Source organism: Bacillus sp. AFS015802 (assembly GCF_002561455.1).
Classification (GTDB): domain Bacteria; phylum Bacillota; class Bacilli; order Bacillales; family Bacillaceae_B; genus Rossellomorea.
In genome coordinates, this window is sequence record NZ_NTUP01000013.1 from 193,713 (window position 1) to 220,174 (window position 26,462).

At 43.5% G+C, this 26,462-nt stretch carries 23 protein-coding genes; all 23 read right to left on the reverse strand.

The genetic code is table 11. The features are described 5' to 3' along the window. Positions 1-64 precede the first annotated feature (64 nt). The gene (locus tag CN378_RS09885; RefSeq protein WP_098351717.1) at positions 65-322 is read right to left on the reverse strand and encodes a DUF3243 domain-containing protein; all 258 of its coding nucleotides are present in this window, start codon (positions 320-322) and stop codon (positions 65-67) included. Positions 323-412: 90 nt separating this feature from the next. After that, positions 413-1,129 (reverse strand): elongation factor P 5-aminopentanone reductase, encoded by a 717-nt coding sequence (gene ymfI, locus CN378_RS09890; RefSeq protein WP_098351718.1) that lies wholly within the window; start codon positions 1,127-1,129, stop codon positions 413-415. 68 nt (positions 1,130-1,197) lie between these two features. Further along, complete coding sequence (gene yfmH / locus CN378_RS09895; RefSeq protein ID WP_098351719.1) at positions 1,198-2,487, reverse strand: EF-P 5-aminopentanol modification-associated protein YfmH; 1,290 nt, start codon at positions 2,485-2,487, stop codon at positions 1,198-1,200. 2 nt (positions 2,488-2,489) lie between these two features. After that, positions 2,490-3,764, reverse strand: coding sequence for an EF-P 5-aminopentanol modification-associated protein YfmF (gene yfmF, locus CN378_RS09900; RefSeq protein ID WP_098351720.1), 1,275 nt, complete (start codon positions 3,762-3,764; stop codon positions 2,490-2,492). Between the two features lie 275 nt (positions 3,765-4,039). Further along, positions 4,040-4,999, reverse strand: coding sequence for an ABC transporter permease (locus CN378_RS09905; RefSeq protein WP_098351721.1), 960 nt, complete (start codon positions 4,997-4,999; stop codon positions 4,040-4,042). Then, the gene (locus CN378_RS09910) at positions 5,000-6,049 is read right to left on the reverse strand and encodes an ABC transporter permease (protein ID WP_098351722.1); all 1,050 of its coding nucleotides are present in this window, start codon (positions 6,047-6,049) and stop codon (positions 5,000-5,002) included. Then, on the reverse strand, positions 6,042-7,577 hold the full coding sequence (locus CN378_RS09915) for an ABC transporter ATP-binding protein (RefSeq protein ID WP_098351723.1): 1,536 nt from the start codon (positions 7,575-7,577) through the stop codon (positions 6,042-6,044). The genes CN378_RS09910 and CN378_RS09915 overlap by 8 nt, the downstream gene beginning before the upstream one ends. A 216-nt stretch (positions 7,578-7,793) precedes the next feature. After that, positions 7,794-8,888, reverse strand: coding sequence for a BMP family lipoprotein (locus CN378_RS09920; protein ID WP_098351724.1), 1,095 nt, complete (start codon positions 8,886-8,888; stop codon positions 7,794-7,796). A gap of 50 nt (positions 8,889-8,938) precedes the next feature. Further along, complete coding sequence (locus CN378_RS09925) at positions 8,939-9,664, reverse strand: GntR family transcriptional regulator (RefSeq protein ID WP_098351725.1); 726 nt, start codon at positions 9,662-9,664, stop codon at positions 8,939-8,941. Positions 9,665-10,089: 425 nt separating this feature from the next. Continuing rightward, the gene (locus CN378_RS09930) at positions 10,090-12,447 is read right to left on the reverse strand and encodes a DNA translocase FtsK (RefSeq protein WP_098351726.1); all 2,358 of its coding nucleotides are present in this window, start codon (positions 12,445-12,447) and stop codon (positions 10,090-10,092) included. Between the two features lie 187 nt (positions 12,448-12,634). Then, a complete protein-coding gene (locus tag CN378_RS09935; RefSeq protein ID WP_098351727.1) occupies positions 12,635-12,841 on the reverse strand; it encodes a YlzJ-like family protein in 207 nt (68 codons plus the stop codon). Then, a complete protein-coding gene (locus tag CN378_RS09940) occupies positions 12,838-13,572 on the reverse strand; it encodes a ClpP family protease (protein WP_098351828.1) in 735 nt (244 codons plus the stop codon). Before CN378_RS09940 ends, CN378_RS09935 begins: the two co-directional genes overlap by 4 nt. Positions 13,573-13,716: 144 nt before the next feature. Next, positions 13,717-15,384, reverse strand: a complete 1,668-nt coding sequence (locus CN378_RS09945; RefSeq protein ID WP_098351829.1) for a ribonuclease J — start codon at positions 15,382-15,384, stop codon at positions 13,717-13,719. 363 nt (positions 15,385-15,747) lie between these two features. Continuing rightward, positions 15,748-16,620, reverse strand: a complete 873-nt coding sequence (gene dapA / locus CN378_RS09950; RefSeq protein WP_257141094.1) for a 4-hydroxy-tetrahydrodipicolinate synthase — start codon at positions 16,618-16,620, stop codon at positions 15,748-15,750. A 22-nt stretch (positions 16,621-16,642) separates the two neighbouring features. After that, the gene (gene dapG / locus CN378_RS09955) at positions 16,643-17,881 is read right to left on the reverse strand and encodes an aspartate kinase (RefSeq protein ID WP_098351729.1); all 1,239 of its coding nucleotides are present in this window, start codon (positions 17,879-17,881) and stop codon (positions 16,643-16,645) included. Positions 17,882-17,970: 89 nt separating this feature from the next. Then, complete coding sequence (asd, locus tag CN378_RS09960; RefSeq protein WP_257141095.1) at positions 17,971-19,017, reverse strand: aspartate-semialdehyde dehydrogenase; 1,047 nt, start codon at positions 19,015-19,017, stop codon at positions 17,971-17,973. A 212-nt stretch (positions 19,018-19,229) separates the two neighbouring features. Next, entirely contained in the window at positions 19,230-19,826 is a 597-nt protein-coding gene (dpaB, locus tag CN378_RS09965) for a dipicolinate synthase subunit B (protein WP_179884867.1), read from the reverse strand. Beyond that, positions 19,820-20,722, reverse strand: a complete 903-nt coding sequence (gene dpaA, locus CN378_RS09970) for a dipicolinic acid synthetase subunit A (protein WP_098351731.1) — start codon at positions 20,720-20,722, stop codon at positions 19,820-19,822. The genes dpaB and dpaA overlap by 7 nt, the downstream gene beginning before the upstream one ends. Before the next feature lie 172 nt (positions 20,723-20,894). Then, the gene (locus CN378_RS09975) at positions 20,895-21,128 is read right to left on the reverse strand and encodes a YlmC/YmxH family sporulation protein (protein WP_098351732.1); all 234 of its coding nucleotides are present in this window, start codon (positions 21,126-21,128) and stop codon (positions 20,895-20,897) included. A 120-nt stretch (positions 21,129-21,248) separates the two neighbouring features. Then, positions 21,249-22,490 (reverse strand): M16 family metallopeptidase, encoded by a 1,242-nt coding sequence (locus tag CN378_RS09980; RefSeq protein WP_098351733.1) that lies wholly within the window; start codon positions 22,488-22,490, stop codon positions 21,249-21,251. A 28-nt stretch (positions 22,491-22,518) separates the two neighbouring features. Next, on the reverse strand, positions 22,519-23,523 hold the full coding sequence (locus CN378_RS09985) for a polysaccharide deacetylase family protein (RefSeq protein WP_098351734.1): 1,005 nt from the start codon (positions 23,521-23,523) through the stop codon (positions 22,519-22,521). A gap of 140 nt (positions 23,524-23,663) precedes the next feature. After that, positions 23,664-25,787 carry a polyribonucleotide nucleotidyltransferase gene (gene pnp, locus CN378_RS09990; RefSeq protein WP_098351735.1) on the reverse strand — a complete coding sequence of 708 codons (2,124 nt, stop codon included), beginning with the start codon at positions 25,785-25,787 and terminating at the stop codon, positions 23,664-23,666. A gap of 338 nt (positions 25,788-26,125) precedes the next feature. Then, positions 26,126-26,395 (reverse strand): 30S ribosomal protein S15, encoded by a 270-nt coding sequence (gene rpsO / locus CN378_RS09995; RefSeq protein WP_034760125.1) that lies wholly within the window; start codon positions 26,393-26,395, stop codon positions 26,126-26,128. Positions 26,396-26,462: the final 67 nt, after the last annotated feature.

Genomic DNA, 26,462 nt, shown 5'->3' on the forward strand with positions numbered 1-26,462 from the left:
CCATTTCGGATCCTTGTTGCATAAGAATCCTTGTATTAGAAAAAGGAGAGGGAAATCCCTCTCCTTAACGAGTACCATTGTTGTTAACAAGCTTAACCATCATGTTTGCGATGGCATGTTGCTCTTCGGGAGACGCGACAGACCATAAATCCGCTAATACCTTCTCCTGATCGTTCTTAGCTTCAACTTGATTCGCTAAGTAATCACCGATTTGGTAAGCCAAGTCATTTACCGTTTCATGTTCCATGCCGCCGTGCTCTGCCTGGTGAAGACGGTCCCCTAAAAAGTTTTTCCAATCAGACCAGTTATCTAATACAGACATTTGTCATGACCTCCTTTATTGAAATACAACCTTAGTTTGTATCCCGGAGAAAAAATTATGCGTCATAATCATTCGACTGAAAAAAGTTTTTCATGTATGCCATCCACCATTGACTGAAAGGGTCTGTCCGGTGATGTAAGCTGACCTCGATGAAAGAAGGAACTGAATGGAGTCAGCAATCTCAGCCGCTTGGGCAAAACGCCCCATAGGGATCTCTTCCCGGATAGCCTGTTTATCTTCTTCAGTAAAAGAAGACATCATAGACGTATCAACAGCCCCGGGAGCAATGGCATTTACCCTTACACCGCTTAATGCAAGCTCTTTACTTAATGATTTCACAAATGCCAATTGAGCGCCTTTGACAGTAGAATAAACCACCTCGCAGGCACCGCCTATCTGTCCCCAAATCGAACTTACCATGATAATGGAACCTTTTCGGAAGATCAACTTCGGAAGCAGTCTTTGAATAAGAAGTAAGGGACTTTTGACGTGAAGATTGATCATATGATCCATTTCCTCCTCGGAATGATCCTGAAACAGTCCCCATTTAGAGTTCCCACTGCAATAGATGACCGCATCGAGTTGAAATATACTATCCACAAGACTTCCCACTTCTTTTGGTATGGCAAGATTTGCACGGATCGGGATCGCCTCCACCCCTAATTTCTCAATGCTATGTACTAATTCTTTCATTTTCTCCTCATTGGAGTGGTAGTGCAAGTAGACATTCCACCCCTCTTCTGCCAAACTGAGGGCCGCACTGCTCCCAATTCCACCTGATGCACCGGTAATTAATGCATATTTCATCCGTTTCACTCCAAACTTTTAGTACATAAAGAGAGGAACCACCCTTAAAAAGGATAGCTCCCCACATGTCATGATTTAGGTACGACCTGACACACAGTGAATCGTTCTTCACTGATGATGGACTCAGCCACTGCCTGGATATCTTCATATTTCAAAGATTCAAGTGTCGGTACCACTTCAAATAAATCCATTTCATTAAACGCATACCGGGTGAATTGGTTCGCGATATACTCAGGGGAGTTAATCGCCCGTAAAAATGCACCGATCTTCTTCTTCTTCGTCCTCTCAAGCCCTTCTTCTGTAAAAAGGGATTCCTGTTTAGCTTTCAGAAGAAGGGACTGTACCTTCTCAGCAAGCTCATCAGGCTTCTCTGTGTCTCCACCCACGGTGAGGAAACCGAAGCCGTTTTCCTGAGTGTAATCATAATGGAATGTCTCATCAATCAAGCCATCATTGTACAGTTCCGAATAATACGTTGAACTCTTACCGAACAACATATCCAGGAAAACATTCATGGATAGCTCTTGTGTAAGCATTTCCTGCCCTTGCTGCTGTGGTTCAGGAGCTTTCAGTCCCACTAAGCATTTGGGGCTTTGTACGTTCATCTTGAGAACCTGTTTTTTCTCCGCAACCGTCTCTGGTTCATCCTCGAATTTGCGCTTGATCTCAGGCATTTTTTCATAATCTTTCTTCTCCTGATTCGAACGGATCTGATTCATGATTTGATCCGGATCCACCGAGCCCACCACAAACAAGAGCATATTGCTCGGGTGGTAGAATGTATTGTAGCACTGGTACAGCATATCTTTCGTGATCGGGGTAATGGATTCGATTGTTCCGGCAATATCGATTTTCACAGGGTGGTTTTTGTACATATTCTGGATCACCCCGAAGTATAGCCGCCAATCCGGATTATCATCATACATGGTGATTTCCTGCCCGATGATGCCTTTTTCTTTTTCCACCGTTTTTTCTGTAAAGTACGGCTCTTGAACGAAGTCGATAAGGGTTTCTAAATTTCGTTCTACATTGGTTGTACTTGAGAACAGATAAGCTGTCCGCGTGAAAGAGGTGAAGGCATTAGCCGATGCACCCTGGCGACTGAATTGTTGGAATACGTCCCCATCTTCTTTTTCAAACAGTTTATGTTCTAAAAAATGGGCGATGCCATCAGGCACTTTGACAAATTCTTTTTCATCAAGGGGCTTGAAATGATTGTCGATGCTTCCATATTGCGTCGTAAAAGTGGCATACGTCTTATTGAAACCCTTCTTGGGGAGGATGTATACGTCCAGTCCATTTGACATTTTTTCATAATACAAATTTTCTTGTAATTGATCGAAGGAAATTTTCTTCATCTTTATCCCTCCATTCCTGTTAGAAAGTAGATCGTATCAAGTTCAACTTTATTTGCAGCTTTCACGATGTCTTCTTTGGTTGTTTTCTCAATTTCATCAAGCCAATGTTTCAAGTCGATTTCTTCATGTGCTACAGCATTATGATAGAGAACCTCGACCAGCCCTCTTGATGTATCGATGGTTTCTAGAAGCTGGTTGCGGATGACCGCTTTCGTTTGGTCGATTTCCCCGTCTGTGAAATCTCCATCCTTCATTGCTTGCAGCTGTTCATTGATGATTCCCACCGCTTGATCATATTTCTCAAATTCAATTCCCGACATCACCATCAATAATCCTTTATGGCTCTCAATCCGGCTTGCAGCGTAGTACGCCAGGCTCGCTTTCTCCCTGACATTGATGAACAATTTAGAATGGGAGAAACCGCCGAATATTCCATTGAATACTTGAAGAGCAAAGTAATCCTCATCACCGTATTTAGTGTGGGTACGGTACCCCATATTGAGCTTCCCTTGCTTCACATCCTGCTTTTCTTTAACAACGTTTTCTTTCTCTTTTCGCTTCACATGGGAACCATCCACCACTTGAGGAGTGCGTTCCTTTAAATCAAGAAGCCGGTCACAGAGGCTTTCAACTTCCGTAACGTCTACATCTCCGATCACATAAAGGTCAAACTGATCTTCCGACATCACTTTTTGGTAGTATTCATACAGGCTTTCCGCTGTAATGGAAGCCACCTCTTCACTGACACCGTTTACATGAAGCGCGAACCGTTCACCTTTACACATTTCTTCCACAAGTCGTGAATTGGCATAACGCATTTTATCGTCATAGACTGCCTGAATTCTGACCTTTTGGTTCCGCTTTTCTTTTTCGACCGTCTTTTTGTCGAATTCATTATTTTCAACATGGGGGTTCTTAAGGACATCCGCCAGGAATTCGATTCCTTTTTGAAGCAAAGGCTCAGAATCCTTTAGAAACTTTTCGTTGGCGATTTCAACCGACATACTGACCACATGGTACTCACCTTTTTTCCCCAAGTCCACAAAAAAGTTCGCTCCATATAACTCATCCAGATAGGAACGTAATTCCGTTGTGCTCGGATAGGTTTTTGTACTGCTCTGCATGACGTGGGGCAGTAATCCGCGTAATGTGACTGTTTCAGGATCCAGTGGTGCTTTCATTTTTAATACGAGGCTGTTGGTTTTATACTTATCCGTTTGAACGATATGTAGCGTGTACCCATGTTTCTTCTTGACTATTTCGTTTATGGCTGTCATCGTACCGTCCTCCTTAGTTCCATACTTCCATCATTTTGTACCAAATAGTATAAACACCCTTATTGTGCGGTATTTATGTATAACTATACATGTAGTGAGAGATTGATTTCAAGCATCTTCCTCTATTGGAAAAATACCCATTCAAGTAAACTAATATATGCTTCAGGATTTTCCATTATGTTTCAGTGAGGTACTTCCTTGAAATCCCCTGATTACACCATAAAAAAAGGATATCCCGGCGTTCGGGATATCCTTCTGTTTTTTCATCTGGTTTATTAACGGTTTCCTTTGATGTACGGAGTACCTAAAGCTTTCGGTGCATCTGCACGTCCGATGAACCCTGTAAGAGCAAGGATCGTTAACACATAAGGTGCTATCAATAGGAAGACGCTTGGAATATTCTCAAATAACGGAATACTTGATCCGATGATACTTAAACTTTGGGCGAAGCCGAAGAACAGGGCCGCTCCCATCGCTCCAAGTGGATGCCATTTACCGAAGATCAAGGCTGCAAGGGCCATGAACCCTTGTCCACTGATTGTAGCATGACTGAAGTCAGAGGAAATGGCCTGTGCATATACTCCTCCGCCGACACCTGCAAAAGCACCGGAAATGATGACGCCGATATAGCGCATTTTCGTCACATTGATTCCCATCGTATCTGCAGCCATAGGATGCTCCCCTACAGAACGCAATCTAAGACCGAACGGGGTTTTGAACATTATGAACCAAACAATGAAAGATACAAGAATCGCAACGAATGGCGGCCAGTATGTGTTGGAAAAGAAGATATCTCCAATGACCGGGATTTTGTGAAGTAAAGGAACATCGACCTTCCCGAATCCTTCAGAGATGATATCCGTTTGACCCTTTCCATAGATACGTTTGACTAAGAACAGAGTCAACCCGACAGCGAGCAGGTTGATGGCTACACCTGATACAACCTGGTCAGCCCTGAATGTGATGGAAGCAACGGCATGCAGGATAGCAAGCAGTCCCCCCATCACCATGGCCACAATCAGCGCGACCCAAGGAGTCGCTGCACCGAAAGTATCTGCAAAAGCAAGGTTGAATACAATGCTTGAGAAAGCACCGATGACCATAAGGCCTTCGAGTCCGATATTTACTACACCTGAACGCTCTGAGAACGCCCCTCCCAAAGCAGTGAAAATAAGTGGTGTTGCCCAAAGCAATGTTGATGGGATGAGGATTGTCAAAATATCAATAAAACCCACTTATTTCACCCCCTTTTTACTAAATCGTTGAATCAGATAACGGATCATATAACCAGATGCTACAAAGAAAATGATAAGGGCAATGATAATATCTACCAGTTCATTTGGAATCCCTGCATCGAGAGGCATATTCAGTGCCCCTACTTTAAGTCCTCCAAATAGAAGGGCGGCGAACACAACTCCGATGGCCGCATTCCCACCAAGAAGGGCTACAGCGATCCCATCGAATCCGACACCTGTAAATCCTCCCTTGATTGAAGCATAGCCGAATGTGCCAAGCCCTTCCATCGCTCCTGCAAGGCCAGCAAACGCTCCAGAGATGACCATGGAAAGGATGATGTTCCCATTCACGTTCATACCGGCATATTGCGAAGCATGCTGGTTGAATCCTACAGAACGCAGCTCATATCCACGCGTTGTCTTTTCAAGCAGGAACCACATGATGAAGACACATGCAAGGGCGATGAAAATCCCCCAGTGCAATCGGGAGAAATCTGTCAAACTTTCAAAGAAAGGAGATTTCAATGAAGCTGTATCCGCAATCATATCTGTACGATCTTTACGGTCCGTAATGACATCACGGATAATGGCATTTGTTACATGAAGTGCAATATAGTTCATCATGATCGTGACAATGACTTCATGTACGCGGAATTTCGCTTTCAGAAGTCCAGGAATAAAGCCCCATAGCGCCCCTGCCAATGCTGCCGCAATGATGGCAAGGGGCAGATGGATCAGCTTAGGTAAATCATCAAAGGCAACCCCTACCCATACAGCTGCAAGCCAGCCCACAATCAATTGACCTTCCACACCGATGTTAAAGAGACCCGTTCTAAAAGCAAAGGCAACAGCCAGTCCTGCTAAAATGTATGGTGTCACTTGACGGATCGTTTCTCCTACATAATAGATCTCCCCGAAGATCCCATTCCATAATGCAGCGTATCCTGCAATCGGGTCATACCCGCTCACAAGCATGATGATCGTTCCGACAATGATACCTAAAAGGACTGAGATTACAGGGATTAATATATTTGTTAAGCGGTTAGACATGTGATTTCCCTCCCGTTTCCTTCCTCTTCGAACCAGCCATTAAAAGTCCAAGTTCTTGTTCGGTTGTTTCCCTCGGATTAACAATCGCCACAATTTGACCTTCGTAGATAACGGCGATACGGTCACTGACATTCATGATTTCATCGAGTTCAAATGAAAGTAGAAGAACCGCTTTTCCATTGTCTCTTTGTTCGATCAGACGCTTATGGATAAACTCGATCGCCCCTACATCAAGACCCCTGGTCGGCTGGGCAGCAATCAATAGATCCGGATCCCGGTCAACCTCACGGCCGATGATCGCTTTTTGCTGATTTCCCCCGGATAAAGCACGGGCAAGGGTGAATTCTGATGGAGTCCTCACATCAAATTCCGCTATCAATTTTCTTGCCTGATTGTAAATATTTTTATAACTAAGTACCCCTTTGTTGGAATACGGCTTCTGGTAATAGGTCTGAAGAACCATGTTTTCCCCGATAGGAAAATCAAGCACGAGGCCATGCTTATGTCTATCTTGAGGAATATGACCTACACCCGATTCATAGATTTTACGGGGTTTCATGTTCGCTATTTCTTTACCATTCAGTTTGACTGAACCACTGTCGACTTTATGAAGACCTGTAATGGCCTCAATCAACTCACTCTGTCCGTTTCCATCCACACCGGCTATACCAAGGATCTCTCCTGCTTTCACTTCAAGGTTCAAGCCTTTCACAACAGGGACATTCCGATGGTCTTTAACATTCAAATCACGGATCTCCAATACATTTTCCCCAGGGGTGGCTTCTACCTTCTCCGTCGTGAACGTAACTTCACGTCCCACCATCAGACTGGCAAGATGATTTGGATCCGTTTCAGTAACTTTTACGGTGCCAATCCCTTTCCCTTTTCTGATAACGGTTACATTATCACACACTTCCATGATTTCTTTCAGTTTATGGGTGATGAGAATGATGGACTTACCTTCTTTGATCAGGGTTTTCATGATTTGAATGAGCTCTTTGATTTCCTGAGGAGTCAATACAGCAGTCGGCTCATCGAAAATCAGGATTTCCGCTCCACGATAAAGTGTCTTTAATATTTCCACACGTTGCTGCATACCTACTGAAATTTCAGAAATCTTAGCATTAGGATCTACTTTCAGACCATATCGTTCAGAAATATCGAGAATATCTTTTTCAGCTTTTTTAATATCCACTGTTGCCCCGGATTTCGGCTCTCTTCCGAGAATGATATTTTCCGTTACAGTGAATGTATCGACGAGCATGAAATGCTGATGAACCATCCCGATTCCAAGATCATTGGCTATGTTTGGATTGGTAATATTCACTTTTTGCCCTTTCACACGGATTTCTCCCTGTTCAGGCTGGTACAAGCCGAATAAAACATTCATTAATGTCGACTTACCGGCTCCATTTTCACCAAGAAGCGCATGAATTTCACCTTTTTTGAGCTGGAGGGTAATGTTGTCATTTGCTACGATGCCTGGAAATTCTTTACGAATATTCAGCATCTCGATTACGTAATCCATTGCTATTCACTCCTTGCATAGACTAGGGATATTTATCTAGTAGTTAGAGGTCAGACCTTAACGCGCCAGAAAAAAAGGGGTTTCCCCGAATAAAAATCTAAATGAAAGATAGAAATGTTCTATACTTCAATTAAATTTCTATTAATATATGAATCATTTATTTTAAGAGGATGAGGGGCCAGATTTCCCTGGCCACCTCTAGTCCCTCATATTACATTAGTTAGCTGAGAAAGCTTCCGCGTCCTTAATCGTTTCAGGAACGGTTACTTCACCGCTAGTGATCTTTTCTTTCCATTCATCTACTTTTTTCATGACTTCATCTTTGTTGGAAAGCTCGGAATTCAGTTCAGCAAGCCCAACGCCGTCTTCTTTAAGACCGTAAAGGATTTGCTCTCCACCTGGGAAGTTTCCTTCTTTTGCTTTAGTGGAAAGATCCACTACTGCGTTGTCAACGCGTTTTAATGCAGAAGTAAGGATGATGTTGTGATCTCCTACTTTACCTTCAGCAGATTGATCAGAGTCTACACCGATTGCCCAAAGTTCACGTGAAGGATCTTTTTCTTTCAGGTCGCGTGCTTCTTTGAATAATCCATTACCCGTTCCACCAGCTGCGTGGAAGATCACATCTACATCTTGAGTGTACATTTTCGAAGCGATTGTTTGACCAAGTTCAGCTTTATCGAAAGCACCTGCATAATCTGCTACGATTTCTGCATCAGGGTTAACTGCTTTGACACCAGCGATGAAACCTGAATGGAAACGTTCGATTACCGGAATTTCCATACCGCCGATGAATCCGATTTTGTTCGTTTTAGTCGCAAGTCCTGCAGTAACACCAGCAAGGAAAGAAGCTTCCTGCTCCTTGAACATGATGCTTGCAACGTTTGGTTGATCTACAACAGCATCAACGATTGCAAAGTGTGAATCTTTTTGTTGTTTTGCAATTTCAGTGATCGCACCTTCCATAAGGAAGCCGATACCATATACTAAGTCAAAGTCTTGACGAGCTAATTTGTTTAAGTTCGTAGCATAGTCAGCATCAGATTGAGACTGTAAGTAGTCAAAACCATTTTTACCTTTTTCCAGACCATTTTCCTTACCGAATGCTTTTAACCCTTCCCAAGCCGATTGGTTGAACGATTTGTCATCCACTCCGCCGACATCTGTCACCATTGCTACTGTAAATTGATCTTCTTTGTTACCTTCACCACTAGATGCACCTTCTTTGTCCTCGCTTGTTCCACAAGCACCTAATAATGTACCTGCTGCCAGAACAAATGACAACGCTAAACCAAATTTACGTTTTTTCACCTAGAGTACCCCCTATTATTGTAATAAATTAGTAGTAAGATGGATTGCTGTTATACGCGCTTTCTTAATACCTGGAAGCTAAATTTGTCTGATCGGAAATAGTTTACGGAATACAGGATCGGTTCATCGTTTTCATCAAAGTGCATTTGCTTTAAAACGAGTAATGCCGTTTCCGGTTCACAATTTAGAATAGGGGAGATTTTATCGTGATACCCCATGGGTTCTATTTGTGCCACCGCATGAGTGATTCTCTTATTCTCCCGTTTTTCTAAAACGGTGAAAATAGAATTATCCTCATGGGTGAAATTCCTCGGCATGATCTTTTCCGGAATTTTGTCCACACAATATACAACCGGTTCTCCATTTGCAGTACGAACCCTCTCGATCAGTATCACGTCGTCCTCTTCATTGCACGTAAACCTCTTCGCATCATCCTCAGTAGCTTCTTGAGTTGTTGAGCTTAAGAAAATGGTCCCTGGCTCCATACCAGCCTGCTTAATCATGTTCGTTACACTGTTGAGCTGCTCGATACCGGAAGTAAAGAGCGGCTTGGCGTTTACAAATGTACCTACACCATGACGTCGTACGATGACACTTTCTTCCTCAAGAATTCTGAGAGCTTCCCTAAGAGTAGCCCTACTTACACCTAATTGTTTTGAAAGATCGAATTCAGAGGGGAGTTTCTCTTTTTCTTTGTATACTCCCGCTTCGATGTCTCTCTTCAAACGGTCAATTACTTGTAAGTATAAATGCCGATTGTCTGTTTTTATTGTCACTGGAACCACCACCAAATTTTCTCAAGACATCAGACCTCTGATGTATATCTTTCCTACTAATCGAAAATACTATAACACTTTTCTTTTGATAAATAAATAGCATTGTGTGATTTTGTCGAAAAAAATGATTAGAATGACAATTTAAAATCCTTTTCTGTAAAAAAATAGATAAATACACTGAATGAATGGGTTTTCATGGGATATATTAACTGTTTTTTTACAATCATACTGTTTTCCGTTATCGATCTTTACATGAACTCAACAAAGTCATGACGTTTGTAAACGCTTTTAATAGTATAACACATTCGTGGATAAATCAGGATCTCTTTCATAAAACCGGATACAAAAGGGGTTTTCACTTCATTTTCTATATAAAAAAAGGTGTGTCCCCCCCACTCAAACCGAATAGGGTAACACACCTTTCGTTATGAACTTTGCTCTTCTGACGGTTTACCGACCAAGACAGTTCGCGGCTTACTGCCCTCATATGGGCCAACCACTCCCCTTACTTCCATTTCATCAATCAATCTGGCAGCTCTTGTATAGCCGATCCTGAATCTTCTTTGGAGCATGGAAACGGAGGCTGTCTGCATTTCTGCAATCAACTGGACGGCATCGTTGTATAATTCGTCTTCCACTTCTCCTGTCTTCTCATCCTCCTGCACTTCATCTGGAATCATTTCCTCCTGATATTGTGCCTTTTGTTGAGAGATGACAAAATCAACGATCTCTTCGACTTCTTCATCTGATAGAAAAGCTCCCTGAACCCTCGTTGGTTTAGAGGCCCCTACAGGCATGAAGAGCATATCTCCCCGACCCAGCAGCTTTTCAGCCCCGCCGGAATCCAAAATCGTTCTGGAGTCGGTCTGGGAGGATACAGCAAAGGCGATCCTTGATGGAATATTCGCTTTAATGACCCCTGTGATGACATCCACTGATGGACGCTGCGTCGCTATGATAAGGTGGATCCCGGCAGCACGTGCCATCTGGGCAAGCCTGGTGATGGCGTCCTCCACGTCACTGGAGGCCACCATCATGAGATCCGCCAGCTCGTCTACAATGACCACAATGTATGGAAGAAGAGGCTGCTTATCTTCGTTCTCGATATTTTGTCTCTTAACGTAGTCGTTATATCCTTCAATATTCCTTGTACCCGTATGGGAGAAAAGCTCATACCTGCGTTCCATTTCACTTACGACCTTCTTCAATGCTTGAGAGGCTTTCTTTGCATCTGTTACAACAGGTGCAAGGAGATGGGGGACGCCATTATAAACATTCAGTTCCACCATTTTCGGATCGATCATCATAAGCTTCACTTCATGGGGCTTTGCCCTCATGAGGATACTTGTAATGATGCCATTGATACACACACTCTTCCCGCTACCGGTCGCCCCCGCCACCAGTAAGTGAGGCATTTTATTCAGTTCGGCGAGTACCGCTTCACCTGTTATATCACGCCCCAGGCCAATTTGCAGTTTGGCATCGGGTTTATTATGTTCCTTCGCTTCTAGTACCTCGCGCAGGGACACCATCGCCACTTCCGAGTTTGGAACCTCGATACCAATCGCGGATTTACCCGGAATCGGAGCTTCAATCCGGATATCCTTCGCTGCCAGTGCAAGAGCGAGGTCATCACTCAGGTTGACGATACGGCTAACTTTCACCCCTACATCGGGATGCACTTCATATTTCGTGACGGCCGGACCCAGATGGACCTGTGTCACTTTTGCCTTTACGCCGAAGCTTTGAAACGTCCTTTCGAGCTTTGCGGCGTTGGCATGGATCAATTGATATTCGTTACTCTGATCAGTCTTTTTAGGGCTCTTTAATAATGCAATGGAAGGAAGTTTATAATCTTTATTTTCCACCTCAGTGAAAGTGATTGGCGGAGCATCCGCTTCTCCTTCTGAATCGGGCTTATCCTCTGGTCCAGTCACCTCTTTTTCATTACCTATTACAGCTCCTGTAGATGCGGAGTCTTCTTTAGTCTGCACGCCGTAAGCACGCTCTGCAAAATTCGAGATGATTGGTTCCCGTGTTTCTTCTTCCTCGGGAAGCATCGGTTCAGCCGGTTCTTCTTTTTTCACCGGGGCATCCTGCTTCTTCTTTTCCCTTATTTCTTTTTTCTTTGATTGCTCTTCTTTCCAGTCACTCATATCCTGTTTGAAGGCTGACCATTGTCCACTCATGAATTCACCGAAACGTTTCCCGGCCCTTCCCAGGACATCGCCTATTGACTTGCCCGTCACTAAAATGATGCCGATCATGATGAAGGTCGCACTTACGATCCTGGCTCCCTGGGAATCGAAAAGGAAGTAGGAAACCGCGAACAGTAGACTCCCTATCATTCCTCCCCCAAGATCCGAGGTGCTGGTTTCACCGCTGACATCCATCCAATACAAATCCCATGTATTCATGATGACACTCGGATTATCAAATGACCCACCATTCGATAAAAGGTCAAATAACTTCACATGACTTAAGAGGAGAAAGCTTGCAATGATGATATAAACCCCTACCAGTCTGCGGCTGAATAACATGGGGACCTCCCGTTTAATCATGAGGTAGCCCGCTACATACAGCATCCAAAGAAGGGCGATCATGTACCATTCCCCAAGGAAGAAGCGGTAAAAATATACCAGTGCTTTCCCGACCGCTCCAAGCTCTATGATGGAAATTAAGCTTAATGCGGCCAGGATCAGTCCGATGATCTCATATTTAATCGTCTGTTTTAACGTCGAACCGGTTTGAGAACGTTTCTTTCTTTTTTTCCGTTTTGCCAATCCATTCACCTAAATTCTATTGAAGTCTATCCTAGTTATGTACAGAAAGATGAAGAAAGGGCTGACCCTTTGGGGCAATATGTGTGCCTAAGGTGTCAGACCCTTCCCGTGAACTTAACGTATCAGTATATTGTCTTCCAGTAATATTATAGCATAACCACTATTTCGGGAAAATCCTCTTTCTCACTTAATTGTTGATAAATTCCCCCGGGCATATGTGATCATTTAAGTAATGTGCGGGATCACTGCTCATGACCCTGATAATCCGATATTTGTTTTCCTCCTGCTGAACGAGAAGAGGTACGCCCTGATAATCCATCATCATTTGACCGCTGAATTCACTTCCATCTGTTGGAAACACAAGATCATTGGGAACCACTGTATATAGGATCATTGAACCAGCCCCTCTTGTTGATCAGCCTGTTTTTTCATCTCTATCAATTCATTGATCTTTCTGATTGCCTTTCCGATACCGCCGATTCCATCAATCAATCCGTACTCCACTGCATCATCCCCCACCACATTCGTACCTATATCCCTGGTGAGATTTCCTTTTGCAAACATGAGATCTTTGAAGTCCTCTTCTGTGATATTGCTGTGCTTGGTGACAAAGCTGACCACCCGCTCCTGCATTTTATCCAGATATTCAAATGTTTGCGGCACCCCGATGACCAAACCGGTTAATCGAACGGGGTGAATCGTCATGGTAGCCGTGCTCGCAATGAAAGAGAAGTCACATGATACAGCGATAGGCACTCCGATGCTGTGTCCTCCCCCGAGAACGACGGATACGGTAGGCTTAGATAAAGAGGCGATCATTTCGGAAATCGCTAATCCCGCTTCTACATCTCCGCCAACCGTATTCAGGATCACAACCAGCCCTTCAATTTTAGGGTTTTGCTCAATGGCCACAAGCTGAGGGATGACGTGTTCATACTTAGTTGTCTTATTTTGGGGCGGAAGCTGCATATGCCCTTCTATCTGCCCTACAATCGTCAGGCAATGGATATTTGAGTCTTGAGAAAGCTGTGGAACATTGGTTTGACCTAACTGCTGAATCTTTTCCATTAAACCGGATGGCTTGTCTTTTTGATCATCTTGTTCCTTATTCGGCTCGTCCTGCATATGTTCACGATTTTGTTCCATGAAAACATCTCCTTTTCATTCCCATTCTCTTGTTATTATTTTAATATGGGAGTGTTTTCATACTTCATTCTTCGGGTTCAAATAAATAAGAGGCTATTTGTTGGTCACAAATAGCCTCACATTTTACACTTCCATGATGATCGGTAGAATCATCGGTCTTCTTCGCGTTTTGTTGAATAGATAATAATTGAGTTGATCCCGGATATCCTGCTTGATGGTTGTCCATTCAAAGGATCCTTTTTGCAGATAGGAATGGACCACATCTGTCACGATTCCCCCTGCGCCTTCGATCAATTCCTCTGACTCCCTTACATAAACGAAGCCCCGTGAGATGATTTCCGGCCCCGATACGATGGATTTGGATCTTCTGTTTATGGTGACGACCACCGTGAATACACCGTCTTCAGATAATAATTTTCGATCACGAAGAACGATGTTTCCAACGTCCCCGACACCGATGCCATCAATCAAGACATTCCCTGCCTGTACCCGGCCGCTCATCCTCATCTTACCGTCCTTGTATTGAAGGACATCTCCCTTATCCATAATGAAAATCTGCTTATAAGGAAGTCCGGTATCATGTGCCAACTGGGTATGGGCGACAAGCATCTTGTATTCACCCTGAATGGGAATAAAGTATTTAGGCTTCATGATATTCAACATGAACTTCAAGTCTTCCTGACTTCCATGACCTGAAACATGAACCTTTTTATTGGCGGTCAATACATTGGCACCGGCTCTATACAGCATGTCGATCGTTCTTCCCACAATTACTTCCATGCCCGGAGACGGTGTGGCCGTAATGAGGACGGTGTCTCCATCTTCAATGTTTACGAGGCGATGGGATCGCTTGGACATTCGTTGAAGCGCCTCAAACGGTTCGCCCTGTGTACCAGTCGCGATGATGAGGATTTCATCCTTTGGATGATCACCAATCTCATCTATTCCGATGATCATTTCATCCCGTACATGAAGATACCCGAGTTTCAAGGCTACATCATACACTCTTTTCAAACTCTTCCCTACCACGGCCACTTTTCGATTATTCTGCTCTGCTGCATCAAATACTTGCTGAAGTCTGATCAGGTTCGAAGCGAAGCATGCGACAATCACCCTGCCTGATGCCGTACGCAAGGCGTCCGTGATATGTTGTTCGATGACTCCTTCCGATGTTGTATATCCCGGTCTCTCTGCCTCTTTACTGTCAGACAAGAGACAAAGGACCCCCTGCTCACCGATTTGCGCCATCTTGCCTAAATCGGGCCGGTAAAGATGTTTAGCGGATTGATCGAATTTGAATTCTCCAGTATGGACGATGACTCCTTCGGATGTATGTATGCAAACACCCACTGAATCGGGAATACTGTGTGTCGTTTTAAAAAACGTAACATTCACTCCATCAAAGGTCAGATAGCTATCAGAGTGAACCGTATAGAATTTCACATCTTCCCTGACATTTTCATCCTTCAGACGCGCCTTTACAAGGGCATTTGTCAGGCGAGTACCATAAACAGGCGCTTTGATCTTACTGAGAACGTACGGTATCGCACCGATGCTGTCTTCATGTCCGTGGGTCAAAAAGATCCCTTTTACCCGCTCTTTATTTTCAATCAAATATTGAATGTCGGGGATGACGATATCGATCCCGAGCATTTCATTCTCTGGAAACATCAGCCCTGCGTCGATCACGAATATTTCATGATCCACTTCAATCACGTACATGTTCTTACCGATTTCTCCCACTCCCCCGAGAGGGATCACCTTAATACTTTCATTCTTTATCTTACTCACCATTATGTCCTCCTATGCTGTTCCTTCCCCGATCTTCAATCAGTTATATCCATTATACTTGATACCATTTTGGGAGTACAACCAATTTTATCCTCCCTCATCAAGATTAGGAAAAAGACTGCAATCATTTCTACTACGTTACTATTTCGATACCGCAGGACTAAATCCTTCTTCTTTGGAGTAATAATATCTCTTTTAAGTGAAAGGAAAGGATCGTCTTTATTGAATGCTGCCCTTCTCGATCTTATTGCTTGTTATTAGCGGGTAGTGGTTGATTTTCCGCTCCACCGCGGGTCGTGAAACGACAAAAGACTGCGAAGGTCAAGGCTTCGCAGTCTTTTGGTTTTTTGAAGGTGGTTGATTTTATGATAAACCTTCGATGAGTTGGGACAGTTTTGCTCTTTCCACTTCTGTGAGAGGGATGAGTGGCAGGCGCACCGAGCCGACATCAAGGCCTTTCATCTGGAGTGCAGTTTTGACCGGGGTCGGGTTCGGGCTCGTGAACAGTCCTTTCATGATCGGAAGGAGCCTTTGATGCAGCTGTGCTGCATGTGCAAGGTTTCCACTTGAAAAGGCCGAGATCATCTCCTGCATTTCATTTCCGACCACATGGGAAGCCACAGACACGATTCCCGTCCCGCCGATGGATAATACCGGCAACGTGAGTCCGTCATCTCCACTATATAACATAAAATCGTCAGACGTATGAGAAATGATTTCAGTCATACTATCCAAATCCCCACTTGCTTCTTTTACGGCAACAATGTTCTCGACCTTTGAAAGCCGGATGATTGTTTCAGGCGATACATTGACGCTTGATCTTCCCGGAATATTATACAGCATGACGGGTAAATCAGTTGATTCTGCAATCACCTTAAAATGCTGATACATCCCTTCCTGGCTGGGCTTATTATAATACGGGGCCACAAGCATGATGGCGTCCACGCCTGCTTCTGCAGCCTTTTTTGTAAGCTCGATTGATGCATGAGTGTTATTGCTTCCCGTACCGGCAATGACAGGGATTCTTCCATCCACCACTTTCACGACATGTCGGAATAGGGCAACCTTTTCCTCTTTCGTTAAAGTAGGAGATTCCCCAGTGGTACCGGCTACTACTAACGAATCCGATCCATTGTCGATCAGATACTGAATTAATTGCGTCGTTTTAGTAAAATCAATATTTCCTTTACGGTCAAATGGCGTAACCATCGCCGTAGAAACGCGGCCAAAATTCAATCTAGTCACTCTCCTCGTAAGTTTATCCCACTCTGAATGTAGCATTTCTCTCTTGTAATTGAAACGTATCATGAAGTGCATTAACGGCTTGGATCAAGTCCATTTCTTTCACCAATACCCATATGGTCGTATGACTATCCGCTGACTGCAGTATGCGGATCCCTTCGTCGGAAAGGGATGAAACAATGGCAGAGGTGACACCCGGGACCCCGGTCATTCCCGCTCCCACTACTGAAATCTTCGCACACTCCGATTCCACGATGGGGTTATGTCCTAACTTTCTTAAAACTTTTATTGCATCATCGGCTACTGATGATCCCACGGTGTAGACTACGCCTCTTGGAGAGATGTTAATAAAGTCAACACTTATTCCCTCTTTGGCCATAGCCTTGAAAACTTGAGCCTGAAGATCGTATTCATCTTCCTTGGCGAATACTTTAATTTGGGTGAGGTTGGATACATGGGCAATCCCTGTGACAGGATGACTCCTGAACTCTTTATGTGCCTTTGTATTTTCCAGAGTCGTCACAAGAGTGCCTTCACCATTTGAGTAAGTTGAACGAATCCGAATCGGAACATTCGAATTCATGGCAATCTCGACCGCCCTCGGATGGATCACCTTGGCTCCCTGGTACGCCATATTGCATACTTCATTATACGAAACAACGGTGATGGGTCTTGCCTTTGTTGAAATACGTGGATCGGCGGTCATGACTCCTTCCACATCTGTAAAAATATCAATGTAGTCCGCTCTTAAAGCGACACCGAGAGCCGAGGCCGAGGTATCGCTCCCCCCCCTGCCGATGGTTGTCACATCCCCGTCTTTCGTTGCTCCCTGAAAGCCTGCAACCACCACGGCATCATGATACTCCAGTTCTTTAACCAATCGGCTGCATTTCATCTCGATGATCTTTGCATTGTTAAAATCATTATTTGTCCTGAACCCGGCTTGAGCGCCTGTCAGGGCTGTGGACCGGATACCATGCTCAAGAAGCATATTAGAAAATACCAGGCTCGATATGATTTCTCCACAGGACAAAAGAAGGTCCTGTTCCCGCTTACTGATTGAAGTGTTTCTGCCACCGATTAAGGATAAAAGGGAATCTGTTGCGTACGGTTCACCTTTTCTTCCCATGGCAGAAACGACTACCACCACTTTATAACCTTTATGAATCGCTTGTTTCGTATGGGCAATTGCCTTCAGGCGACTTGCTTCGTCACGTACCGAAGTTCCACCAAATTTTTGAACGATCACTTTCATGACTACACCTCATTGTCATATGTTCAAGAGGTATCTGGAAAACGGGTAGTGGATTTATACAAATATTCAGCTGGAATGATCCCTCTTCATTACTTAATTAGACCAAGCTTCATTAAACTTTCTGCGATTTGAACTGAGTTCCAAGCCGCTCCCTTCAGTAAGTTGTCAGACACAACCCACATATGGAAGCCTTTGTCTTCATCAAGATCTTTACGCACCCGACCTACAAACACATCCGGTTTTCCAACAGCATGGGCAGGCATCGGATATATTTGTTCTTCAGGGATGTCCTCAAGCGTTACCCCTGGTGCTTCCCGGAGAAGTTCATGGATATCTTTCACTGAAACAGATTCCTTCTCAATCTCAATATATACACTTTCGGAGTGACCTGTTACAACTGGTAATCTGACACATGTCGCAGATACCTTTAACGAAGGCATATGCATGATCTTTTTCGTTTCATTGATCATTTTCATTTCTTCAAAAGTAAAGCCGTTGTCCTGAAATTTATCAATTTGAGGAATGGCATTATAAGCAATTTGATAATGTTTTTTGTCCCCTTTGACTGGTAACACACCAGGCTCAAATGATTCACCGGATAAAATCGCCTGTGATTGGGCGTGAAGTTCATCAATCGCAACGGCACCTGCGCCTGACACAGCTTGATAAGTAGATACGATCACTTTCCCCAGGCCATATTGTTTACGGATGGGCTCCAGTGCGGCAACCATTTGAATCGTCGAGCAGTTAGGATTGGCAATAATTCCATTATGATTCTTAATATCCTCTTCATTCACTTCCGGTACAACAAGTGGTACATCCGGATCCATACGGTACGCACTTGTATTGTCCACAACAACTGCCCCGCGTTTTACGGCTTCAGGAGCAAGAAGTTTGGATACACTTCCACCTGCACTGAATAATGCGATATCGACACCTTCAAAGCTTTCAGGTTTCGCTTCTTCAACCGTCCATTCTTTCCCTTTAAATATAACAGTGGAACCAGCAGAGCGTGCTGATGATAATAAGGTCAATTGCTTTATTGGAAAATCCCTTTTTTCTAATGTTTGAAGCATTTGCTGTCCTACGGCACCGGTGGCACCGACAACAGCTACATGTAATCCCGTTGTATTCAAAATCTTCTCTCCTTCCAACCATTCAGTATTTTCATAGTACAATAGGTAAAATCATTTAGTCTATTACTATAATAAAGAATATTTTAACATAAACAATTATTCGACAATAGGAATTTTTTATTTATGTGTTCGTTCATTTCAGGGTACCAGTTTCTACATGCATGAAAAGAAGGTCATCTGAAATACCCCAAGGTGATGACCTTCTTCATGGATTAATCTAAATATCTTTCGATGACGACTGGTTGAAGCTGTCTTCCTTCCATGGCCGCTTCGATGGTTTCCTGAATTAACGTCATTCTGGCAACCATCGATTTCGGTTTACTGTCAGGGGCATCCTGCCCGAAAGGTATAAAATAAATATCTTTCGTCGAAATTAATCTCATCAGATTCACACCATTCAATCCAAGAGCATCATTTGTGGAAATACCGAGCACTACAGGGCGATGGTTGCGAATAGTCGCTTTGGCGGCCATCAACACTGGGGAATCGGTCATGGCATTGGCAAACTTACTCATTGAATTTCCTGTAAGAGGGGCAATCACCATGCAATCCAGCGGTATCTTTGGCCCAAGTGGTTCTGCTTTGACGATTGAATCAATCACTTTATGACCTGTAACATCTTCGATCCGCTTGATCCAATCTTCTCCTTTGCCGAATCTTGTTTCAGTATTCATAACGGTCGATGTCACAATCGGCATGACTTCCGCTCCATTATTCACTAAGCGCTCTATTTCCGGGAATACGGCATCATACGTACAATGAGACCCTGTAAGACCAAACCCGATACGTTTTCCTTTCACACTCATGATGAACTCTCCTTTCCTGAATCAAAATCTTCCTCTAATAATTGACAAAGAACATTCGCCAGGATCTGCCCTGCTGTTTTCGGTGCTACGATTCCCGGAAGCCCCGGGGCTAATAATGCTTTGATGCCCCGTTTTTCTGCATAACGGAAATCGGTACCGCCAGGCTTAGAAGCCAGATCGATAATTAATGTATGGGCTGGCATTTTGGCTATGACAGCAGCCTTCACTATATGCACGGGAATTGTGTTAATACAAATATCACAATTCACAACCTCTTTTTCCAAGTCATCCAAGTGGAATGGCACTAACCCCATTTCGGTCACACGGGCAAGATGCTCACTTTTGCGCACTCCAACCTTGACCCTCCCGCCTAAATGGTGAAACGTTCTAGCTACACTCATACCCACTCTCCCGAGACCCAATATGACAATATCAGATCCATGTATGGTAAAGTCTGTATGTTGAATAGCCATCATAATCGTTCCCTCTACTGTAGGAATGGAATTATAGATGGCAACGTCGTCTCTTTCAAACAACTGAACAAGTTTACGGTTCGTTGAAGACATGATTTGATCCAAGTACGCATTACTAATTCCTGAATAGATCGTACAGTGCTCTGGCGTTTCAGCTACAATTTCTTCTGTTAACATGATTTTCTCATTGGAAAAAATCGTATCTATTTCTCCTTGTAGATTCGTGCCGGGTACAGGTAAGATAATGGCATCCATCATCGAAAAATCCACTTCATCAAGTTTTTCCTTCGTAGCCCCTGTAAAGGCATGATCTAGTTGTTCAAAACCTACGAGTGATATTTTGGCATCCAACTCCGTAAGCTTCCGAATAATCTCAAGTTGACGAGCATCTCCGCCTAGAACTGCGATCTGCATTCCGGTCAGCATCACTGATTTCACCTACTTTTTACATAATCGCTATTCTAAATCCCTTTTCACTTCAACAGTGTATGTTGCACACACCCAATGGGTGAGAAGAAAAGCGGCAAATTACGGGGGTCAAAAAGAGGACAAAAAAAAACGGGTTAAGACCCGTTTTCATTTTGCAGCACTGATTCAGTTAGTCTTCAGATACTTCCAGAATGATCATGTCTGCCCCGATCGTCCTGATCTGATGCCAGGGCACCCGTATTTCTCCCCCTTGCTTTCTCAGCCATTTCCCGGTCGGTATGATAAGTGCATTGATGCTGCCTGACTTATCATTGAATTCAAGATCGGTCTGCCCTAAAATGCCCAGCCGTTCCGCTTTTTTATAATCGACGATTTCTTTCCCGCTTAATTCGCTTAATCTCATATCGGTGTCCCCCTAAAAAAGCTCTGTAGTACAATGTATACACTGTCCACATTTTTTAGAAGATAAAATTTCCCCATTACAAACCATGAAAAAAGCAGACCCTTCAGTCTGCTTTTACGTTCATTTTTTCATATTTTGAGGTAAGTTGCCGTCAGGGCTGATGAGTGCTGAAGCATAATCATCCGTAAAGATGTCCAGGGCCAACCGATTGACTTTATCCATGGTCACACCATCAATTTCCTCGACGATTTCATCCAGGGTCCGGTGTCGTTTCAACAGTAATTCATTCTTTCCGTTTCTGCTCATGCGGCTATTGGTGCTCTCCAGGCTCAGCATGAGGTTCCCTTTTAATTGCTCTTTGCTGTTAAGCAATTCTTTAGATGTAATTCCTTCTGCTTTAAGGGCTTGGAGTGTACTGTTTATGGTATCGAATAATTGATCTAACTGATTTGCCCCCGTGCCTCCATAGATGGTCACCATTCCGCTATCTTCATAAGCGGAGTGATAAGAAAAGACAGAGTAGGCAAGTCCTCTCTGTTCTCGCACTTCTTGAAACAGGCGGGATGACATACTGCCTCCCAACACGTTATTTAATACGATTAAGTTGTAAATGTCCGGATGACCGATCTCGAGGCCATCGAAACCCAGGCATAAGTGCGCTTGTTCAGTGTCTTTCTTACGCGCAAGTTTATTGTTATGAAAAACAGGCTTGAGCCGATCTTCAGGTCCTTTTCCGCCTTCATATGAACCGAATAACTTTTCAACCTCTTTAATGAAAGTTTCATCTACATTTCCTGCAACGGATACCACGACTTGATCTGGAGTATACATTTCATGCATGTATTCCTTTAATTTAGCCTGATTGAATGAGTTCAGTGTGTCTTCCGTTCCAAGGATCGGATACCCTAGCGGATGCTCTTCATAAATTGCCTTACTGAGTAAATCGTGAACGATATCATCAGGGGTGTCTTCATACATTTTAATTTCTTCATACACCACATTTTTTTCTTTATTCATTTCTTCTTCAACATATGTGGAGTTAAAGAACATGTCTGAAAGTGTATGTAGTGCATAATCCGCATGATTGTCCAATACTTTCGCATAATAGCACGTGTACTCTTTCGAAGTAAAAGCGTTGACCTGCCCCCCGATGCTGTCAAAGGACTCTGCTATTTCACGCGCTGTCTTGGTCTTTGTCCCTTTAAAGAACATATGTTCCAAAAAGTGGGAAATTCCATTGTTTTGTTCCGTTTCATTACGTGAGCCGGTTCCAATCCAGACCCCTATCGCTACGGAGCGAACGTGTGGAATTTCTTCCAACACGATTCGCAGTCCATTTTGGCATGTATATTTCTTAACCAAGAAATTTCCTCCTATTCATGATGCAAAGTTACTGCTTCTTCTTACTATTTCCTTGTTGTGACGAATTATCGGCGTCTTCTATAATTCGCTCTTCTTTTACCAGGCTGGAGATCGTACCGAGTCTCAAATTCTTTTCTTTTATTTGAAGGATCAGTGTATTTAATGAATTGGCTGTAGAGGCTGTAGGATGCATGAGAATGATTGCCCCTTTGTGCATCTTACCCATTACACGGTCGATCAGCACATGAGGCTCAGGCTTCTGCCAATCAATCGTATCCACACTCCACATGATTGTCCTCATATGCATTTCATCTGCAATATTCACAACTTCATCACGGTAGCTTCCACTCGGTGGAGCAAACCATTTCACTTTCTCCCCTGTCGTGACCTCGATGATCTCATTTGTCTTTTTCAGTTCTTCTCTCACCTTGGCCGTTTCCAATGTCTTCATATCGGGATGTGAATAGGAATGATTCCCCACCTCATGTCCGGCATCGACAATCATTTGTGCCAAGTCCGGGTTATTCTTCACCCATCTCCCCTCTAGAAAGAACGTAGCATATACCTGGTGTTTTTTCAAAGTTGCAAGCATATCAGGGATGTATTCATTCCCCCATGCCACGTTGATAATAAAGGACACCATCGGTTTATCAGGGTTTCCCCGATAAACAGGGGAGGCAGGCAGATCGGGCAAATGTTTTTCGGGTGAGATTTGTTTGTAAACCAGTTTATCTTCATCAAACGATTTTTCTTTCTTCATATTTTGCAATGACGCCTCTACATCCACTTTTAAGCCATTATATCCTGGTGTAGCTTTCCAAACTGTATCTATCACAGCATCCTGTGCCGGGACCTCTCTCAATTTAGCTTCCTCTTTTATTTTACGGGTCAAGTCAGTTGGCTCGCTTATCCCATTCACTTCCAAGGCGTCTTGCTTTAAGCCCGTCACATATTGATTTGATAAAGGATTTTCTACCGCTACTAAAGTCAGAATAGCAATTAGACCCATTCCAATCAAGTATTTTTTTTCCATCCCTGTCCACCTTCCTTCTCCTACATGCATATGAAGGAAAAAGGGTTAGTAGAACATTGAGGCTTAGACCCGTTCAACAGAAAAAAAGCCGTCCCGGAGGAGAGTTTGCTCCTTACAGGACAGCCTGCCAATCGTAAAGATTAACCTTGGTTTTGTTCTTCCTTTTCACGCTGTTCCTTAAGAACCGCTTTTCTTGATAAGTTGACTCTTCCTTGATTGTCGATATCAAGAACCTTCACAAGGATTTCATCACCGATCGCCACTACGTCTTCCACCTTACGGATACGTTCTTCGGCAAGCTCTGAAATATGAACCAGACCATCTTTACCACTGAAGATCTCTACAAATGCCCCGAATTTCTCGATTCGTTTCACTTTACCAAGATACATCTGTCCGGCTTCCACTTCTCTGACGATATCTTCAATCGTTTTCTTCGCCACTTTATTCATCTCTTCATCAGTGGAAGAAATGAAGATCGTACCATCCTGCTCGATATCAATCTTGACGCCTGTTTCATCAATGATCTTATTGATTTGTTTCCCGCTTGGTCCGATAACATCACGGATCTTATCAGGATTGATATGCATCGTCAGGATTTTTGGTGCATATTGAGAAAGGCTCGTTCTTGACTCACCGATGGTCGCTAACATGCTATCAAGAATCTGCATTCTTCCCTTTTTCGCTTGTTGAAGGGCTTCTTCAAGGATCTCGCGTGAAAGCCCGTCAATTTTAATATCCATTTGAAGGGCGGTCACTCCTTTTGAAGTACCTGCCACTTTAAAGTCCATGTCACCCAGATGATCTTCCATACCTTGAATATCCGTCAAGATGGAATAATTTTCACCGGATTTGATCAGACCCATGGCAATTCCTGCTACAGGTGCCTTGATCGGAACACCGGCATCCATCATCGCTAATGTACTTGCACAAATACTTGCTTGAGAAGTTGAACCGTTTGATTCAAGCACCTCAGAAACAAGACGGATTGTATAAGGGAAGTCCTTTTCATTTGGAATGATTGGATCAAGGGCCTTTTCTCCCAGTGCTCCATGTCCGATTTCACGACGGCCCGGTCCTCTGATCGGTCCTGTTTCCCCTACACTGAATTGAGGGAAATTGTAATGGTGCATGAATCGTTTTGATTCTTCGATTCCTAAACCATCGAGAACCTGAACATCGCCTAAAGCACCCAGCGTACAAATGCTTAGCGCTTGAGTCTGTCCACGAGTGAATAATCCTGAACCGTGTGTTCTTGGCAATAAACCGACCTCTGATGACAGTGGACGGATTTCATCTACTTTACGACCATCCGGACGTACTTTATCTTCTGTGATCAAGCGGCGGACTTCATTTTTCACAAGTTTGTCCAATACTTTTTTCACTTGCTTCAATGTGGCTTCATCCGCTTCTTTCTCTTCTTCATAGACAGCCATCACTTTATCCTTTACCGCTTTGATGGCTTGTTCCCGTGCATGCTTTTCCTGAACCTGGATAGCCGGGATCAGTTCGCTTTCACATAATGAACGGACTTCTGCTTCAACATCCTGATCGAGTTCAACCAGTTGAATATCCAATTTCTCTTTACCGACTTTAGCGACGATTTCCTCTTGGAAAGCGACTAAACGCTTGATTTCTTCGTGACCGAACATGATCGCCTCAAGCATTGTTTCTTCCGGAACCTCATCTGCACCGGCTTCTACCATGTTGATGGCATCTTTCGTACCGGCTACGGATAAATGGATCTCACTCTTCTCTAATTCCTCGACTGATGGGTTGATGATGAACTTTCCATCAACAAGTCCAACAATGACTCCGGCAATCGGACCTTCAAATGGGATATCCGAAACAGAAAGAGCAAGTGAAGATCCAAACATTGCTGCCATTTCAGATGAACAGTTTTGGTCTACACTCATCACAATGCTGATTACTTGAACTTCATTACGGAATCCATCTGCGAATAATGGACGGATCGGGCGGTCGATTAAACGGCTGGCAAGGATCGCCTTTTCACTCGGGCGACCTTCACGCTTAATGAAACCTCCCGGGATTTTACCTACTGCATATAATCTTTCTTCATAGTTGACCGTTAATGGAAAGAAATCCAAAGGTTTTGGCTCTTTTGAAGCTGTAGCACTGCTAAGTACCGCGGTATCTCCATAACGTACCATTACCGCTCCATTCGCCTGTTTGGCAAATTGTCCAACTTCGACCGTTAATTCTCTTCCGGCCCAATCGATGGAAAAGGTTTGTTTAGTTTGTTCCATAAAGTGTACCCCTCTCTTTATATATCACAAAAGGTTCGGACTGTACCCAACCCGGATAAATACTGTAAATAATCTATATCATGCACATCTGCGCTGTTATATTCGTTTGATTGTATCCCTACTGACTATGTAAATACAGGATGTTGTCTTAAAGCGGATGCCTGGACCCAAGCCCGTGGCCACCACTCTATGTACATATTATGTATTTTAGACAAAAACGATAAAAATGAATACGTTAAATGGTGAAAATGTATAAAAAGAAGTGGAGGATCATACAAAGATTTCCACTTATGAAAGCTAAAGAAAAAGCGGGACATAATCCCGCTTCCTTTGTCTGTTTATCGACGTAAACCTAATTTGTTAATTAACTCACGGTAGCGTTGTACATCTTTCTTACGTAGGTAAGATAATAGATTACGACGGTGACCTACCATTTTAAGAAGACCGCGACGAGAGTGGTGATCTTTCTTGTGAACGCGTAAGTGATCGTTCAGATTGTTAATTTCTTCAGTTAGGACAGCAATTTGAACTTCTGGAGATCCAGTATCGTTCTCATGTACTTTGTATTCACTGATAAGTTCGTTTTTACGCTCTTTAGTGATAGCCATCCTTTTCACCTCCTAATAATTTCTTTCAAATCCCCTGTTACTGAGCAGCCGTTGGTGAATCGTGATG

Excerpts from the sequence above, each read along its gene's own strand:
- CN378_RS09885 (WP_098351717.1), bottom strand. The coding sequence starts at position 322 with ATGTCTGTATTAGATAACTGGTCTGATTGGAAAAACTTTTTAGGGGAC.
- ymfI (WP_098351718.1), bottom strand. The coding sequence starts at position 1,129 with ATGAAATATGCATTAATTACCGGTGCATCAGGTGGAATTGGGAGCAGT.
- yfmH (WP_098351719.1), bottom strand. The coding sequence starts at position 2,487 with ATGAAGAAAATTTCCTTCGATCAATTACAAGAAAATTTGTATTATGAA.
- yfmF (WP_098351720.1), bottom strand. The coding sequence starts at position 3,764 with ATGACAGCCATAAACGAAATAGTCAAGAAGAAACATGGGTACACGCTA.
- CN378_RS09910 (WP_098351722.1), bottom strand. The coding sequence starts at position 6,049 with ATGTCTAACCGCTTAACAAATATATTAATCCCTGTAATCTCAGTCCTT.
- CN378_RS09915 (WP_098351723.1), bottom strand. The coding sequence starts at position 7,577 with ATGGATTACGTAATCGAGATGCTGAATATTCGTAAAGAATTTCCAGGC.
- CN378_RS09935 (WP_098351727.1), bottom strand. The coding sequence starts at position 12,841 with ATGATCCTATATACAGTGGTTCCCAATGATCTTGTGTTTCCAACAGAT.
- CN378_RS09940 (WP_098351828.1), bottom strand. The coding sequence starts at position 13,572 with ATGCAGGACGAGCCGAATAAGGAACAAGATGATCAAAAAGACAAGCCA.
- dapG (WP_098351729.1), bottom strand. The coding sequence starts at position 17,881 with ATGAAAGTGATCGTTCAAAAATTTGGTGGAACTTCGGTACGTGACGAA.
- dpaA (WP_098351731.1), bottom strand. The coding sequence starts at position 20,722 with ATGCTGACCGGAATGCAGATCGCAGTTCTAGGCGGAGATGCTCGTCAA.
- CN378_RS09975 (WP_098351732.1), bottom strand. The coding sequence starts at position 21,128 with ATGAGATTAAGCGAATTAAGCGGGAAAGAAATCGTCGATTATAAAAAA.
- CN378_RS09985 (WP_098351734.1), bottom strand. The coding sequence starts at position 23,523 with ATGGAAAAAAAATACTTGATTGGAATGGGTCTAATTGCTATTCTGACT.
- pnp (WP_098351735.1), bottom strand. The coding sequence starts at position 25,787 with ATGGAACAAACTAAACAAACCTTTTCCATCGATTGGGCCGGAAGAGAA.
- rpsO (WP_034760125.1), bottom strand. The coding sequence starts at position 26,395 with ATGGCTATCACTAAAGAGCGTAAAAACGAACTTATCAGTGAATACAAA.